Below are 17582 nucleotides of genomic sequence, written 5' to 3' on the forward strand. Positions count from 1 at the left end.
TCATGGGGCAGTCCCTTGGGACGATCGGCCAACCCACGCGAGCGGAGAACTTCCCGCAGGCGCCACGTTGCCGCATTACGTGCCTTCAACATTAAGAGCGCGCCTCTGCGGTAACCACTCCCTATCGAGCCTAGGACGGGCAGTACCCCCTAGATGAGATCTATCTGGGTTTCGATCTCGGATCGATGTTGTCCCTGGCGAACTTGGCAAGCGAGCGCATGGCCTCGGCGGACGGAGAGTGGGGTTGGGCGGTGTAGATGACGATGTTCTGGTCAGGCACGTCCGGAAGCGCCATGAGCTGGTAAGTGACCGTGAACATGCCGACGAGCTCATGGCGATAATCCTTCGAGCCGCTATGGGTACGCGACAGCACAGGCTGTTCTGCCCAGATGCGGCGGAAGTCCTCGCTGCCTACCGCGAGCTCGTTGAGCAGCTGGCGCAGCTGCCGATCATCGGGATAACGACCGAAGTCAAAGCGAAGGAAGGCGGCGGTCAAGCCGGCGGACCCCTCCCAGTCCAGGTAAAGTTCCCGCGAGAACGGGTCAAAGAACATGAACCTCGCCATGTTCCGCTCGGGAGCCGGCGCGGCGGCGAAGTCCTTGACGAACGCCCGGTACAGCACATTGCTCGCCAGGATGTCCTCACGGAGGCCAACCACGGCGGCCGGCATATCGACTTTGTCGAGGGCTTCGAGGAGCTGGTAGGTCGCGGGCCGGACCAGTGGTGGGGGCAGAGGACACCCGCGATCCTGGTCAGGGATGAGGGCGGCCAGGTCGAACAAGTGGGCACGCTCGCTCTCATCGAGCTGCAAGGCTCGGGCAAGAGCATCGAGCACCAGGGGTGAGGCGTTCCGGCTGCGCCCCTGTTCCAGCCGCGCGTAGTAGTCGACGCTGACACCTGCCAGTTGCGCGAGCTCCTCGCGGCGCAACCCCTTGACGCGCCGTCGCCCCCCATAAGTGGTCACACCAAGCTCTTGGGGGTGCAGTCGAGTGCGGCGCGAGCGCAAAAATCCTCCCAGGCGCTCCGCAGCGTCCATAAGTGAAGTTTATCCCTCTAAAAGCCGCTACGCGAAGATGTGAAGTCGGTCATCCTCCAGATACCTTCAGGACGGGGCTTTAGCCTGCCCCGAGGTCGGGGCAGGCTAAAGGAGTCCGAAACATCGCCGCTCCCTCAACGGTCGCCAGACCGTCGGGATCAGTACGTCGAATGCGCTTCGGGTGTGGCTTGGCGAGAATGCGGCAGCCATCTAAGTGTTGGCGAAGGTGCTCTCAATCGTGAAGGCTCCACACCGCCTCATCGTGCCGCCTACCCAAACCACCACGCACCGGCCTCGGCAAGCCTCGGACCATGGCCAGCCACGCCTGCGTCCTCCGGCCTGCCCTCCGCGAGGGCGGCGTGCGCCGCCTCGGTGGCCCGGGTGAAGCGGTTGGCGTCGAGCTGGTCGGGGGCGATGTCGAGCAGGTAGCCCGGCTCCCGGGTGCGCAGGACGCGGGCGGGGGAACGGGGGCTGCGCCAGGGTTCGAGGACCCTGCGCAGTTGTGAGATGTACGCCTGGAGCGTGCCGGTGGCGCTGGATGGAAGCTCGTTCGTCCACAGCCGGTCGATGAGCTGGTCGAGGGGGACGACGTGCGGCGCGCTCAGCGTGAGCAGCGCCAGCACGGCACGCTGCTTGCGGGAACCGAGGTCGAGGACCATTCCAGCGCCGTCCACGACCTCCAGCGGTCCGAGGATCCGGAAGTCCAGATCGTGCGCGGCGCTCGCGTCGTCCGGCACGCCGGTTCTGCTCACTCTGACGGCTCCGTCCATCTCGATCGCCGGGCTCAGGATGATGCCGAGGGCCGCCTCCATCACAGCTCGCGCATGAGCCAGGTGACCGCCAGGGGCCCGATGCCTGGCTCATCGTACTGACGAGGCGTCTTGGGCGTCGCTAGTGTCCCGGCCCGCCGTCCACCGGCCGGGTCAGGGCCCGCACAAGTCGTCCGCCAGAGAATTCCAAACGCCGTGCGGGACAACTGGAGCGTCAACCTCTCGTCATCAGGAGATGATCAATGAGTACCGCCCGCCCGTCAGCGGACCACCTCGGCATCGACCTCTCGGGGCTGCGCAGCCAGATCTCCGGACCCGTACTGTCCCCGGGCGAGAACGGCTTCGAGCAGGAGGTTTCCGCCTTCAACCTCGCCGTCCGGCACCACCCCGCCCTCGTCGTGGCCGCCACCTGTGAGGACGACGTCGTGGCGGCGGTCCGGTTCGCGGCCGTCCGCGGGCTGCCCGTCGCCGTCCAGGCCACCGGCCACGGCGCCGTGCAGGCGGCCGACGGGGCGCTGCTGATCACCACGTCGAGGATGCGCGAGCTCGACGTCAACCCCTTGGCCCGCACCGCCCGGATCGGCGCCGGCTGCACCTGGACCGAGGTGGTCGCGGCCGCGGCGGCGTACGACCTCGCCCCGCTCTGCGGCTCGGCCACCTCCGTCGGTGTGGTCGGCTTCACCCTCGGCGGCGGCGTCGGCCCGATCGCCAGGACCTTCGGTTTCGCCGCCGACCACGTGCGGGAGATCACCGTGGTGACGGCGGACGGCATCGTGCGCACGGTCGACGCGGGGCGCGAGCCCGACCTGTTCTGGGCGCTGCGCGGCGGCAAGGGAAGCTTCGGCGTGGTGACCTCGATCACCGTCGACCTGTTCCCGGTGACCACCCTGTACGCCGGCGGGCTCTACTACGCCGCTGACGACGCGGCCCGGGTCCTGCACGCCTACCGGACCTGGACCGGCACGCTGCCGGAGGCCTCCACCACCTCGGTGGCGCTGCTCCGGCTGCCGCCGCTGCCCGAGCTGCCGCCGCCGCTGCGAGGACGGTTCGTCGTCCACCTGCGCTTCGCCCACCTCGGAGACGGCCAGGAGGCGGAGGGCTTGCTGGCCCCCATGCGCGCCGTGGCCGAGCCCGTGCTCGACACCATCGGGCACCTCCCCTACACCGCGATCGACTCCATCCACAACGACCCGGTCGCCCCGATGCCGGTCTGCGAGCGCGGCGGCTCGCTCCGCGAGCTGACCGAGGACACGGTGGAGGCGCTGCTGGCCGTCGCCGGTCCCTCGGCGGAGATCCCGCTGGCCGTCGTGGAACTGCGGCAGCTCGGCGGCGCGCTGGCCCGCGCGCCCAAGGAGCCGAACGCCGTCGGCGGGCGCGACGCCGCCTTCTCCCTGCTGGTCATCGGCGCACCGGTCCCCGAGCTGATGGAGACGGTCGTGCCGGCGAGCGTCCAGGCGGTGATCGGCGCCCTCGCCCCCTGGTCGGCGGGCGGCGCGCTGATCAACTTCCAGGGCGGCGACCTCTCTCCGGAGCGGATCTCCCGGGCCTGGCCGGAGCCGGTGCTGCGCAAACTGGTGGAGCTGAAGGGGTTGTACGACCCGGCGGGCCTCTTCCGCTTCGGCCACGTGGTGCCGCGCGGCTGAGCCTGATCTCGCGGATACGGACGGCCCGTCACGGGGCCGTACGGACGGCTCCGGCACGGCGCGAAGGAGTGCGTCGATCTCCGCGGGTGGGACGGGACCGGCCGCACCTGCCGGGCAGTTGGCTCACAAGTCGCTGCAAGCCTCCTGCAAGGCACCTATTTCACCCTTTGGCAAAACGTGAGGGATCTTACAAGCTCTCGCCACCTACGCGATCTTGGTGGGAAAGAGGACGAAGTGACCGTTGATGTGACACGCGTCGAATGGCGGACGGCGGCGTGGCAGGGGGAGACCGCAACGGCGACCGACAACTCCGGCCTGCCAGGTCGCGTCCACGAGGCGATAGCGCTCCAGAGTCGGCGTACTCCGGACCGCATCGCCGTCGTGGCGGGTACCAGCCGACTCACCTACGCCGATCTGGACCGCAGAGCCGACGACGTCGCAGGCGCCCTGGCCGCGAAGGGCGTCGGACGCGGCCACCTGGTCGGAGTCTGCCTGGATCGCGATGAGTGGCTGGTGCCCGCGCTGGTGGGGGTGTGGAAGGCGGGAGCGGCCTATGTGCCGCTGGACCCCGCCTACCCGGCCGAGCGGCTGCGGTTCATGGCCGAGGACTCCGCCTTCTCCGCGGTGATCACCTCGGGCGCGCTGCGCGGGACCGCCGTCCTGACCGGGGCCGAGACCATCCTCGTCGACGACGTGGCGCCGGGCGACGGGGCGCCCTATGTGGCCGGAGATCCGAGCGACGCGGCGTACGTCATCTACACCTCCGGCTCCACCGGAACGCCCAAGGGCGTGGTGGTGGAACACCGCAACACCCTGAACCTGCTGCGCTGGGAGGCCTCGGCGTACTCCGCCGAGGAGCTCAGCGGAATGCTGGCTTCCTCCTCGGTCTGTTTCGACGCGTCGATCACCCAGCTCTTCGTGCCGCTGGTCGCCGGTGGGACGGCGATCCTCGCCGACAACCTGCTGGCGCTGCCGACGCTGCCCGCCAGAGAGGAGGTGACCACCATCAACGGGGTCCCCTCCGCGCTGTCGGTGTTGCTGCGCGAGCCGCTGCCGAGTGGGGTGCGCGCGGTGTTCTCCGGCGGAGAGCCGCTGACCGGCGCCCTAGTGCGGCGGATCTACGCCAACCCCGGGGTCCGCCGGGTGCTGAACCTGTACGGCCCGACCGAGTGCACCACCACGTGCGCCGCCTTCGAGGTGGCCCGAGACCACGAGGGTGATCCTCCCCTGGGCGAACCGATGGCCGGCGCGGTGCTTTCGGTACGCGATGCGACGGGGAACCCCGTACCGGACGGAGAGCTGGGCGAGCTGTGGATCGGCGGGCCGGGGGTGACCCGCGGCTACCTGGGGCGGGAGTCTCCGGCGTTCCACACCGAACCGGACGGCGGCCGGGTCTACCGCAGCGGGGACCTGGTCCGCCGGGTCAACGGCGAACTGCGCTACGCCGGCCGCGCCGACGACCAGGTCAAGATCCGTGGCTACCGGGTGGAGCTCGGTGAGGTGGAGGCCGCGCTGGGCCGCCATCCCGCGGTACGCCGGGCCGTCGTGCTGCCCGCGAGCGACGACGACGGGATCGCCTATCTGGCCGGCCACGTGGCGGCATCCGGAGTGAGCGAGCCGGAGCTGCGGGACTGGCTGCGCGCCCGATTGCCCGATCACCTGGTGCCGGCCCGGATCGGCGTGGTCGAGGACCTTCCGCTCGCCCCCAACGGCAAGGTGGACCGTGCGGCCCTGCCCAAGCTCGGCGCCTTCCGGTCGGCCGACACGGCACCGGTCGCGCCTCGCACCGACGACGAACGCCTTGCGGCTGAGGTGATCGCCGACGTGCTGGGCCTGCCGCAGGTCGGCGTACACGATCGATTCACCGACCTTGGCGGGCATTCCCTGGCCGCGGCCAGGGTGGTCACCGAGCTGTCCCGCCGGCTGGGGCACACCGTGCCACTGGCGGCCTTCCTGACCGCCCCCACCGCGGCCGGCCTGGCCACCCGGCTACGCCAGGCCGGATCGGAGCCGATCCGGCAGAGCGGCCGGACCCGGCATCCGCTCACCCACATGCAGCGCGAGTTCTGGACACTGAAGCAACTCCACCCGGACAACCCGGTCACCACGCTGGGGATCCGGCTGCGCGTGCGCGACCTGCCCGACGCCGCGCCCCTCAGATCGGCCCTGGACGCGGTCGTACGCCGGCACGAGGTGCTGCGCAGCACGGTCGCCGTCGACGAGGACGGCGTGCCGTACGCCGTGGTACACCCGCCGGCCCCCGTGCCATTCGTCGAACACGCCGCGGGAGAGGACCCGCGGACGGTGGCGATGGCCGCGGCGGCGCACGTGTTCGACGTGACGGGCGAGGTGCCGCTGCTGCGGGCCCATCTGTGCCGGCTGGGCGACGCGGAGGCCGAGCTGGTGGTGGTCGTGGACCACATAGCCTTCGACGGCGGCTCGGTCGGGGTGTTGATGGGCGAGCTGGCCGCCGAGCTGGCCGGCGAGCCGGTCACCGGGCCGGCGGTCCAGGTCGGCGACGTGGCCGTGCGCGAGCGGGAGCCGCAGGATCTGGAGCGGCTGCGGGAGTTCTGGCGGGCCGAGCTGGCCGGCGCGCCGGCGGCGGGCCCGGCGCCCGCGGACCTGACGACGAGCAAGGTGGTCCGGCCGCTGCCCGGCCAGTTCGTGACCGGTGTGGCGGCGTTGGCCCGGGAGTGCGGCGTCACCCCGTTCGCGGTGTACCTGGCCGGTCTGGCCCTGGCCTGCGGCGAGCCCGACACGCTGGTCGGGGTGGTCGCGGCACGGCGGGCCGGCCCGGAGCTGACCGGGATCATCGGCCCGCTGGTGGACACCGTGCCGGTGCGGCTGCGGCCCACAGGCGCGCTGAGCTTCCGGGCCCTGGTCCGGCAGGCCGCCGAGGCCACCACGCGGGCGCTGGTACACCAGGAGATCCCGCCTGCCGACCTGCCTCGGGCCCCGGTGCTGCTGGCCATGCAGCACGCCGAGGTGCCGGTGCGCCAGGGCGATCTGGAACTGCTCACCGACCTGGGATCGGGAGCCTCGGGCCACGAGCTCAGCGTGCTGGTCAACCGAACCGCGGACGGCGCCGAGTTGCACCTGGAGTACGGCGTCGCCCACCTCGATCCGGCGCGGGCCGAGGTGTACCTGGACCGGCTGACGGAGCTGCTGCGGTGCGGGCTGGCTGACCCAGACCGGCAGCTGTCCGCGTTCGAGCTGGTCACCCCAGTCGAACGCGCGGCCCTGCTTGCCGCCGCGGCTGGGCCGCGGCTGCCGGAGTTTCCAGAGACGGTGCCGAAGGCGCTGGGAGCGCACACGGCCGGGACGGCGGTGGTCGGCCCGGACGGCGCCCGCCTCGGCTACGCGGAGCTGGAGGAGTGGTCCGGCCGGGCGGCGGCCGCGCTGGTGCGGCAGGGGGTGGCGCCGGGCGAGGTGGTCGGGGTCTGCCTGCCGCGGGACCATCTCCTGCCCGCGGTGCTGCTGGCGGTGTGGCGGGCCGGCGCCGCGTACGTTCCGCTCGACCCGGAGCATCCGGTCGAGCACCTGCGCCGGCTCACCCGGGACGCCGGGGTGCGGGTGGTGCTCACCCGGGGCGGCGTGACCGTTCCGGGCCTGCCCGCCCTGGACCTGGACCACCTGGTGGCCCTCCCCGGCGAACCGGTGGAGCTGCCGCAGGTGGAAACCGACGACCTGGCGTACGTCCTCTACACCTCCGGCTCCACCGGGGCGCCCAAGGGCGTCGAGGTCACCCACGGCAATCTGGTGGCCTACGTCTCCGGGCTGGCGACCGAGCTGCGACTGGGGCCGCAGGATGTCCAACCGGCCGTGGCGCCCCTGACCTTCGACACCTCCGCTTCGGAGCTGTGGGTCCCCTTGAGCGTCGGCGGCACCTGCGTGGTGGTGGACCGGGCCACGGCCGTGGACGGCCACGCGCTGGCCGATGTGATCGCGGCCGGCGAAGCGACGGTGATCGACCTGGTGCCCACCACGTACCGGATGCTGCTGGCCGCGGGCTGGGCCGGACAGCCGGGCCTGCTGGCCATCTCCGGGGGGGAAGCCCTGGATCCGGCCCTCGCCGGGGAGATTCTGCCGCGGGTCGGCGAGCTGTGGAACACCTACGGTCCCACCGAGGCCACCGTCGCTTCGATCCAGCACAGGCTGGGTGCGAAGGAGACGGGCCAGGTGCCGATCGGGCTGCCGATGCCGGGGGAGCGGGCCTATGTGGTCGACTCCGAGCTGCGCCTGGTGCCTCCGGGAGCGGTCGGCGAGCTGCTGCTGGGCGGCGCCGGGGTGACCCGGGGCTACCGGGGCCGGCCCGGCCTGACCGCGGCCGCGTTCATCGACGACCCGTTCGTCCCCGGCGGCCGGTGTTACCGGACCGGAGACCTGGTCAGGTGGCGGCCGGACGGGACGCTGGAGTTCCACGGCCGCAGGGACCACCAGGTGAAGGTACGCGGATACCGGATCGAGCTGGGCGAGATCGAGGCGGTGCTGCACGAGGTGTCCCAGGGGGCGGTGACCGTGGCCGGCTCGGACGCCCAGGCGCATCTGGTCGGTTACGTCGTGCCGGAGACGACGGACGTGGCCGCCGTGGAGCGGCATCTCCGGTCGCGGTTGCCCGGCCACATGGTGCCCAGGCGGTGGGTCGCGTTGCCGACCCTGCCGGTCCTGTCCAGCGGCAAGGTCGACCGCGCGGCCCTGCCCGAACCGGTCGACGCGCCGGAGGCCGAACGGACGGCCCCCCGCACCGATTCCGAGCGCCTGGTGGCCACCATCTGGGGCGCCGTGCTGGAGCGCTCCGCCGTGTGGGCCGACGACGACTTCTTCGCCCTGGGAGGGCACTCCTTCGCCGCGACCCGCGTGGCCGGCCGGATCCGGGAGGCGCTGGGTCTGGCCGTTCCGGTGCGGCTGCTCTTCGAACGACCAGTGCTGGCCGACTTCGCCGCAGGGCTGGAGAGGCTGCTGGTCGCGGAACTGACAGACGGGAACGACGCATGACCGAGGTTACTCAGGACCGGATCGCCGAATTGGTCCGGTCCCGGTTCGCGGCCGCCCGGGCCGCGGCGGAGACCTTCGCGACGGGGGGCATTCCAGCGCTGTCCGCGGTGGACATGCCGCTGTCCCCGGCCCAGGAACGGCTGTGGTTCCTGGGCCAGCTGGAACCGGACACCCCCGCCTACAACGTGCCGCTCGCGCTGCGGCTGACCGGGCCGGTGGACGTCGCCGCCCTCACCGCCGCGGTGGCCGACCTGGCCGACCGGCACTGGATCCTGCGCGGCGTCGTCGACGGCGCGAGGGTTCGGCCGGCCGACGGCGTGCCCGTCTCCGTGGTGGACGTGGAGCCCGAGGCGCTGGAGCAAGAGCTGGCCGAGCAGTCCTGGCGCCCGTTCCGGCTGGACGCCGAGCCGCCCATGCGGGCCACGCTGTTCCGGCTCGGCGGGGACGAGTACGTCCTCGCGCTGACACTGCACCACATCGCCACCGACGCCTGGTCGGAACGACTGCTGCTCCAGGATCTCTCGGCCCTGTACGCCGCCCGGCTCGGCCTGGCGCCGCAGCCGGAACCGCCCGCCCTGCAGTACGCCGACGTGGCGGCATGGGAGGCCGAGCAGCCCGAGACCGACCTGGAGTGGTGGACCCAGAACCTGGACGGCCTGCCGCCGGTGCTGGACCTGCCCTCCGACCGGCCCCGCCCTGCCGTCCCCACCTGGCACGGGGGCTCGATCGGGGTGGAGGTGCCCGAGGCCCTGTCCGCCAAGGTGCGCGCGGTGGCGGGCGCCACGCCGTTCATGGTGTTCCTGGCCGGCCTGCAGGCGCTGCTGTCCCACCTGTCCGGCAGCGACGACATCGCCGTCGGGGTACCGCACGCCGGCCGGCACCACCCGGATGCCGAAGGGGTGGTGGGCTGCTTCATCAACACCCTCGTGCTGCGCGCCGACACCTCCGGCGACCCCACCGGCGCCGAACTGCTGGCCAGGGCCCGTACGGCCGCGCTGGACGCGTTCGCCCGCGCCCGTACGCCGTTCGAGCGGATCGTGGAGCGGCTGCGACCGGAGCGGAACCTGTCGGTCACCCCGCTGTTCCAGGTGATGCTGAACGTGTACGACGCCGGCCCGCAGGTGGGCCTGCCCGGGGTCGAGATGCGGGCCGAACCGCTGCCGTCGCCGACGGCGAAGTTCGACCTGAACCTGACGCTCGGCGGCGACGGGAGCCGGTTCGCCGGTGAGCTGCGCTACCGGACCGACCTGTTCGAGGAGGCCACCGTCCGGCGGCTGGTGGACTGGTACCTGGCGCTGCTGGACGGGATGCTCACAGAGCCCGACGCGCCGGTCCGGCTGCCCGCCGGGCCCGACCTTCACGGCCCGGCCAGGGACCTGCGGACGGACGTGCCGCTGCACGCGCTCGTCGAGCGGGTGGCCGACGCCCGCCCCCACGCGACCGCGGTCGGTTCGCTCAGCTACGCCGAGCTGGACCGGCGGGCCAACCAGGTGGCGCACTGGCTGCTGGCCCGCGGGGTGCGGCCTCAGGAGCCGGTCGGGGTGCTGCTGGAGCGGCGGCCTGAACTCGTGATCGCCCTGCTCGGGGTGCTCAAGGCCGGTGCGGCGTACCTGCCGCTGGATCCCGTCTACCCGGCGCGGCGGACCGAGGCCGTTCTCGCCGACGCCGGCGCCCGGATCGTGCTCACCGAGGCCGAGGTCGCCGCCGCCGCGGGCGAGTCCGGGGACCGCCCGGACGTGACCGTGCCACCCGACCACCTGGCGTACGTGATCTACACCTCCGGCTCCACCGGGGAGCCCAAGGGGGTCGCGGTCGAGCACCGGCACATCACTCACTACCTGGGCGCGGTGGGCGAACGGATCCCCGCCGGGATGACGTCCTTCGCCCTGGTGTCCACCGCCGCGGCCGACCTGGGCCTGACCAACGTGCTGTGCGCGCTGACCTGGGGCGCCACCCTGCACCTGATCGACCACGAGACGGCCACCGACCCGGCCGCGTACGCCGCCTACATGGCCGCGCATCCGGTGGACGCGGTCAAGATGGTGCCCAGCCAGCTGGAGCTGCTGGGCATGGACGCCCTGCCCAAGGAGCTGCTGATCCTGGCCGGTGAGGCCGTACCGGGCGATCTGGTGGAGCGGGTGCGGGCGGCGCGGCCTGACCTGCGGGTGCAGATCCACTACGGGCCCACCGAGACCACGGTTTCCGTGCTGGGCTGCGACGTGAACGAGGTGGCGCCCGGAGTGGTGCCGCTCGGCTGGCCGCTGCCCAACGTGCGGTGCCGGGTGGTGGACCCCGCCGGGCGTCCGCTGCCGGCCGGCGTGCCAGGAGAGCTGTGGATCGGCGGGCCCAGCGTGGCCCGGGGCTATCTGGGCCGGCCCGACCTGACCGCGCAGCGGTTCGCCGGCGGCTGGTACCGCACCGGTGACCGTGTGCGGATGACCCCGGCCGGGCTGGTGGAGTTCCTCGGCCGGATCGACGACCAGGTGAAGGTGCGCGGGTTCCGGGTGGAGCTCGGTGAGGTCACCGCGGCGCTCCGGGCCCTTCCGCAGGTGGCGGAGGCCTACGTGCAGCCCGTCGGCAACGGGGCCACCCGGCGCCTGGCCGCCTGGGTGACGCCGTCCACGGTGGACGTCGCGCAGGTACGGACCGCCCTGCGTGAGCGGCTGCCCGACTACATGGTGCCGTCCGCGATCGGCACTCTGGACGCGTTGCCGCTCACCCCGAACGGCAAGGTGGACCGGGCGGCGCTGCCGGTCCCCGAGGCCGGACCGGCGGTGCGGGTGCCGCCGGGCACGCCGCGGGAGCACCTGGTCGCCGAGATCTGGGCCGAGGTGCTGGACCTGCCGCGGGCGTGGGCGGACGACGACTTCTTCGCCCTGGGCGGGCACTCCTTCGCCGCCACCCGGGTGGTCGGCCGGCTGCGTGACCGGCTGGGCGCGCCGGTCCCTGTGCGGCTGCTGTTCGAGCATCCGGTGCTCGCCGACCTGGCCGCCGCGCTCCCCCGTCCGGGTTCGGCGGCCGGGGCGCGGCGGGAGCGGGCGGACGGGCCCACCCCGCTGTCCGGGGTGCAGGCCCGGCTGTGGTTCCTGGCGCAGCTTGAGCCGGAGAGCACGGCGTACAACGTGCCGGTGGCGCTGCGGCTGCACGGGCCGCTCCAGGTGGAGGCGTTGCTGGGCGCGGTGCGCGACCTGGCCGAGCGGCACCACGTGCTGCGCAGCGTGATCGACGACTCCGGCGACGAGCCGGTTTCGGTGGTACGACCGGCCGGAGACGTACCGGTGTCCACGGTGGACATCGACCGGTCACAGGTCGAGGACGCGGTGGCCGCGCATCTGGCCACGCCGTTCGCGCTGGACCGGGAGCCGCCGATGAGGGCGGTGCTGCTCACGGTCGGCGACGAGGAGCATGTGCTCTCGCTCACCTTCCACCACATCGCCACCGACGCCTGGACCCGTGGACTGCTGCTGTCCGAGCTGTCCGCGCTGTACGCCGCCCGGCTGGGCCTGCGTCCGCCGCTGGAGCCGCCGCAGGCCCAGTACGCCGAGGTGGCCCCGGTCCCCGACCTGGAAGAGCTGGACTGGTGGGCCGAGCGGCTCAACGGCCTGCCGCCGGTGCTGGACCTGCCCTCCGACCGGTCGCGTCCCGCGGTGGCCGACCCGGGCGGCGCCTCAGTGGACCTGGAGCTGCCGGCGGAGCTGAGCGAGCGGGTCCGGGCGGTGGCCACCGCCTACCGGGCGACGCCGTTCATCGTGCTGCTGGCGGGCCTGCAGGCCCTGCTGGCGCGGCTGGCCGCCGGCACCGACATCGCGGTCGGCGTGCCGGTCGCGGGCCGGGACCACCCCGACACCGAGGGCGTGGTGGGCTGCTTCCTCAACACGGTGGTGGTACGGACCGACGTGGTCGGCGACCCGACCGGCCACGAGCTGCTGGCCCGGGTCAGGGAGGCCGCGCTGGGCGCCATCGCCCACGCGAGCGCGCCGTTCGACCGGGTGGTGGACCGGCTGCGGCCGGACCGGAACCTGGCCGCCACCCCGCTGTTCCAGGTGATGCTGAACTACGTCTCCGACGCGGGCCGGCCTGACTTACCCGGCCTGGAAGTGGCCGAGATCCGCCTGCCCGAGCAGACGGCGAAGTTCGACCTGAACTGGCAGGTGGTCGACAGCGGGCCCGGACGGCCGCTGCGCGGCGAGCTGGGCTACCGCACGGACCTGTTCGAGGCGGCCACCGCGTCCCGGTTCACCCGGTGGTACCTGACCCTGCTGGACGGAATGCTGGCCGACCTGGACGCGCCCGTGGGCGCGGTGCCGCTGGAGCCGGTGACCGACCCGGTCCTGGCCGGTGAGCCGCTGCCGTCGGCGGAGGACGCCGCGGTGCACCGGCTGATCGAGCGCTGGGTGGACGCCGTCCCCGACGCGCCGGCCGTGGTGGGCGCGGACCGCAGCCTGACCTACGCCGAGCTGGAGGCGGCCGCCAACCGGATCGCCCACTGGCTGCTGGCCGCCGGGGTGCGCGCCGACGAGCCCGTCGGCGTGCTTCTGGAACCGGGGGCCGACCTGGCGTGCGCCCTGTTCGGGATCCAGAAGTCGGGCGGCGGCTACCTGCCCATGGATCCGGGATACCCGGACGCGAGGATCGCCGCCATGCTCGACGCCGCCGGGGTGCGGGCCGTGGTCACCACGGCCGAATTCCTGGACCGGATCGGACCGGACCGCCGGGCGCTGGCGCTGGACCGGCTGCCGTCCCTGTCGCCGGCCCGGCCGGATGTGGACGTGCGGCCCGAACACCTGCACCATGTGATCTTCACCTCCGGATCCACCGGCACGCCCAAGGCCGTGGCCGCCGAGCACCGCAGCGTGACGAGCTACCTGACCGGGATGCTCCCGCGGATCGGCGTGCCCGGCGGGTCGTACGCGGTGGTGTCCACTCCCGCCGCCGACTTCGGGCTCACCTGCGTGTTCGGCGCCCTGACCACGGGCGGGACGGTGCACCTGGTGCCCCGCGAGACCGCGATGGATCCCGACGCGTTCGCCGGCTATCTGGAGGCGCACCGCATCGACGTGGTCAAGTGCGTGCCCAGCCATCTGGAGCTGCTGGCCTCCGGTGGCGACCTGGCCGCGGTGCTGCCGGAAAGGCTGCTGATCCTTGCCGGGGAGGCGTGCCCGTGGGACCTGGTGGAGCGGGCCAGGGCCGCGCGGCCGGGACTGCGGATCCAGAGCCACTACGGGCACACCGAGTCCACCATGATCTGCCTGGTCTGCGACACCGAGGAGATCCCGGCCGAGCACCGGACGGGGATCGTGCCGCTGGGCCGGCCCCTGGCGGGGGTTCACGGGCACCTGGTGGACGCGCACCTGCGGCCGGTGCCGGCCGGCGTGCCCGGTGAGCTGGTGGTCGGCGGCCCGGGGGTCACCCGCGGCTACATCGGCCTGCCCGAGCTGACCGCGGAACGGTTCGTGCCCGATCCGCTGACCGGGCAGGGGCGCTGCTACCGCAGCGGGGACCTGCTACGGGTCATGGCCGACGGGCGGGTCGAGTTCCGCGGCCGGGTCGACGATCAGGTGAAGGTTCGCGGCTACCGGGTCGAACTGGGCGAGGTGACCACCGCGTTGCGCGCCCTGCCGCAGATCGCCGACGCCGTGGTGCTGCCGGTGGGAGAGGGGAAGGCCCGGCAGCTCGCCGCCTGGGTGACACCCGCCACCGTGGACACGTCGGCGGTCCGGTCCGCGCTGCGGGAGCGGCTGCCCGACTACATGGTCCCGGCTCAGCTCGTCGTGCTCGACCGAATCCCGCTCAACCCGAACGGGAAGGTGGACCGGGCCGCACTGCCCGAGCCTCAGCCGGAGGCCACCGTGTTCGTGCCGCCGGCCACGGCCGGCGAGGAGCTGGTCGCCCAGGCGTGGGCCAAGGTGCTCGGCGTGGCCGAGGTCGGGGCGAACGACGACTTCTTCGCCCTCGGCGGGGACTCCTTCGCCGCGGTACGCGCGGTCAAGGAGATCGGCCACGGCCTGCGGGTGATCGACCTGTTCACCCGGCCCACCGTCGCCGGGCTGGCCGCGTTCCTGGAGCGGAAGGACGGCGGTGGGCTGCTGCACCGCCTGGGCGGTGGCCGCACCAGCGAGTTCACCCTGGTGTGTGTGCCGTACGGCGGCGGGTCGGCGGCGGTGTACCAACCGCTGGCCTGGGCCCTGGGCGAGCGGGTGGAGGTGCTCTCCGTGGAGCTGCCCGGCCACGATCCGGCCCGGCCGGACGAGCTGCCGCTGCCGATGGAGGAGCTGGTGGAGATCCTGGCCGCCGAGGTGGCCGCGACCGCGTCCGGCCCGATCGCGATCTACGGTCACTGCGTGGGTTCCGCGCCCGCTGTGGCCCTGGCGCGCAGGCTGGAGGCGGACGGGATCCCCGTCCTGGGCGTGATCGCTGCCGCCGGCTTCCCCAGTGCCCGGCTGCCCGGCCTGGCCCGGCGGCTGTTCCGCGGTGACCGCTGGGTCTCCGACCAGATGTTCAGGGACGCGCTGCGGGCCACCGGCGGGCTGCTGGACGACATGGACGAGGCCGCCAAACGGGCCGCGGTGGGCGCGATGCGTCACGACGCCGACCAGGCGCGGGACTGGTTCAGCCGCGAGCTGGCCGGTAAGGGACCGCTGCTGCGCGCCCCCGTCCTGTGCGTCGTCGGGGAACGGGACCGGGCCACCGAGCTGCACCAGGAGCGGTACGCCGAATGGGGGGCCTTCGCACCCAGGGCGGAGCTTGCCGTACTGCCCCGGGCAGGCCACTACTTCCTGCGGCACCAGGCCGAGCCGCTGGCCGACCTGCTGATCGGGCACCTGCGGCGCTGGGCGTCCGGACAGCTGCCCGACCCGGTGCGCCCGCCCGGCCGGACCGGCCTGCGCCCGTTCTTCACCGTCGCGGGCGGGCAGTTCGCCTCGGCGGTGGGCACGGCGCTGAGCTCCTTCGCCCTCGGCGTCTGGGCCTACCAGAACAGCGGCCGCATTCTGGACCTGGCCCTGGTCGTGATGCTGTCCCAGATCCCGACCGTGCTGCTCACCCCGCTGGGCGGCGCGCTGGCCGACCGGGTGGACCGGCGCCGGATCATGCTGGCCTGCGACGCGATATCCGGGCTGGTCATGGTGGCGCTGGTCCTGCTGCTGAGCACCGGCCGGCTGGCGTTGTGGAACGTGTGCCTGATCGTCGGCGTCACCTCGCTGGTCACCGCCTTCCAGCAACCCGCCTACCTGGCCGCGATCGCGCAACTGGTTCCCAAGCCGTACCTGACGCAGGCCAACGCCGTGGCCAACCTGGGTTTCGGCGTCGGCACCGTGGTGGCGCCGCTCGCCGGCGGCGCGTTGATCGGCATGTTCGGGCTGACCGCGGTGGTGACCCTCGACGTGGCCTCGTTCGCCATCGGGGTGGCGACCCTGCTGGCGGTCCGGTTCCCCAACCGGCTGTTCCACCGGCAGGAGGAGACGTTCCGGGCCGCGGTGACCGGCGGCTGGCGGTTCCTCCGGCGGCGCCGGCCACTGCTCGTGATGGCGCTCTACTTCGCGGTGGTCAACTTCTGCACCGCCGTGATGTGGGTGCTCATCACCCCGGTTGTGCTGGCCATCGGCTCCCCGGCCGCCCTGGGGACGGTGACCGCGGTCGGCGGCCTCGGCGCGGCCGTGGGCACCGGGGCGGTGCTGGTGTGGGGCGGGACCCGGCGCCGGGCCACCGGCATGATCGGCTTCGTGGTCGGGTCCGGGATCGGCGTGGTGCTGATGGGCGCGTGGCCTGCGGTGTGGCTGATCGCGGCCGGCCTGTTCATCCGGCTGGCCTGCATGAGCATCGGCAACGCGCACTGGCTGTCCATCATCCAGGTGAAGGTGGGGCCCGAGCTGCAGGGCCGGGTCCTGGCCGTCAACGTCATGCTGGCCACGGCCATGCAGCCGCTGGGCTTCCTGGCCGCGGGACCGCTCGCCGACTGGGCCCAGCTGTACGTCTCCGGCCCGGGCCGGGGTGCGGCGGCGGTGCTGCTGGCCAGCGGCGTTCTCCTGTCGATCTGGGGCGTGCTGGGGCTGCGTCACCGCCCACTGCACCACCTGGAGGACCAGATCCCCGACGCCGCGCCGCCGCCCGAGGCCGAGGCCGACCTCGACGCGATCCAGGCGGAGGTGCTGAAGGGATGAGCCTGGTCACGGAAGCCGACGTCACCGCCGCGACAGCCCGGATCTCGCCGTTCGTGGGGCGCACGCCGCTGCTTCGCCTGCCCGGCGAACGGCTCTGGGTCAAACCCGAGAACCGGCAGCCCACCCGCTCGTTCAAGGTGCGCGGTGCATTGAACGCCGTGGGACGGCTGGCCGAGCGGGGCGTCGGGCACGTCATCGCCCAGTCCTCCGGCAACCACGCCCAAGCCATCGCGTACGCCGCCGACAGGCTGGGCCTGCGGGCGACCGTGGTGCTGCCCGACACGGCGCCGGAGCTGAAGGTGTCCGCCGCCCGCGCGCTGGGCGCCGAGGTGGTGATCACGCCGCCGGCCCTGCGGGAGATCACCTGCCTGGCCCTGGCCGACCGGCTCGGGGCCACCGTGGTCCGGTCCGACGATTTCGACATCATCGCCGGGCACGGCAGCGCCGGGACCGAGATCGGCCAGGATCTGCCCCGCGTCGGCACGATCCTTGTACCGGTCTGCAACGGCGGCCTGCTGGCCGGCGTCGCGGTCGCGGCCAAGGCCGTCGATCCGGCGATCAGGGTGATCGGCGTCGAGCCCGAGCTGGCCGCCGACGGCCGGGCCAGCTTCCGCTCCGGCCGGCGCACGGCGTGGCGGGTGGAGGAGACCTACCGCACCCGTGCCGACGGTCTGCGCGCCCCGGTCCTGGGCGCCCTGGCCTGGGAGCACATCCTCCGGTACGTGGACGACATGGTGACCGTCAGCGAGGACGGCATCGAGGTCGCCGTCGGACTTCTGCGGCGGGAACTGGGGGAACACGCGGAGCCCAGCGGCGCGGTGGCCACCGCGGCCTATCTCGCCCACGGGCCCACGCTGCCGGCCGGGCCCGTGGTGGCCATCCTCTCCGGCGGCAACGCGGCAGTCTCTCCCGATGCCGGCGACATCAAGGAGCTCTCGCTCAGCCGGGGCTCGTCCACGTACTGACCCACCCGCCGCCA

At 73.1% G+C, this 17582-nt stretch carries 6 protein-coding genes; 4 read left to right on the forward strand and 2 right to left on the reverse strand.

All coding sequences use genetic code 11. From position 1 onward, the window contains the following. Positions 1–160 precede the first annotated feature (160 nt). Complete coding sequence (locus OG589_RS31530; protein WP_405141611.1) at positions 161–1036, reverse strand: helix-turn-helix transcriptional regulator; 876 nt, start codon at positions 1034–1036, stop codon at positions 161–163. Positions 1037–1305: 269 nt separating this feature from the next. Further along, the gene (locus OG589_RS31535) at positions 1306–1788 is read right to left on the reverse strand and encodes a winged helix-turn-helix domain-containing protein (protein WP_405141613.1); all 483 of its coding nucleotides are present in this window, start codon (positions 1786–1788) and stop codon (positions 1306–1308) included. A 260-nt stretch (positions 1789–2048) separates the two neighbouring features. On the opposite strand from OG589_RS31535, the gene OG589_RS31540 reads away from it, so the two are divergent. From OG589_RS31540 to OG589_RS31555, 4 genes are all read left to right on the forward strand, one after another. After that, complete coding sequence (locus tag OG589_RS31540; RefSeq protein ID WP_405141615.1) at positions 2049–3449, forward strand: FAD-binding oxidoreductase; 1401 nt, start codon at positions 2049–2051, stop codon at positions 3447–3449. Between the two features lie 234 nt (positions 3450–3683). Beyond that, complete coding sequence (locus tag OG589_RS31545) at positions 3684–8444, forward strand: amino acid adenylation domain-containing protein (RefSeq protein WP_405141616.1); 4761 nt, start codon at positions 3684–3686, stop codon at positions 8442–8444. Beyond that, complete coding sequence (locus OG589_RS31550) at positions 8441–16603, forward strand: amino acid adenylation domain-containing protein (RefSeq protein ID WP_405141617.1); 8163 nt, start codon at positions 8441–8443, stop codon at positions 16601–16603. The genes OG589_RS31545 and OG589_RS31550 overlap by 4 nt, the downstream gene beginning before the upstream one ends. Next, complete coding sequence (locus OG589_RS31555; protein WP_405141619.1) at positions 16600–17568, forward strand: threonine/serine dehydratase; 969 nt, start codon at positions 16600–16602, stop codon at positions 17566–17568. The genes OG589_RS31550 and OG589_RS31555 overlap by 4 nt, the downstream gene beginning before the upstream one ends. The last annotated feature ends 14 nt before the right edge of the window (positions 17569–17582 follow it).

This window comes from Sphaerisporangium sp. NBC_01403, from assembly GCF_045040145.1.
Classification (GTDB): domain Bacteria; phylum Actinomycetota; class Actinomycetes; order Streptosporangiales; family Streptosporangiaceae; genus Sphaerisporangium; species Sphaerisporangium viridialbum.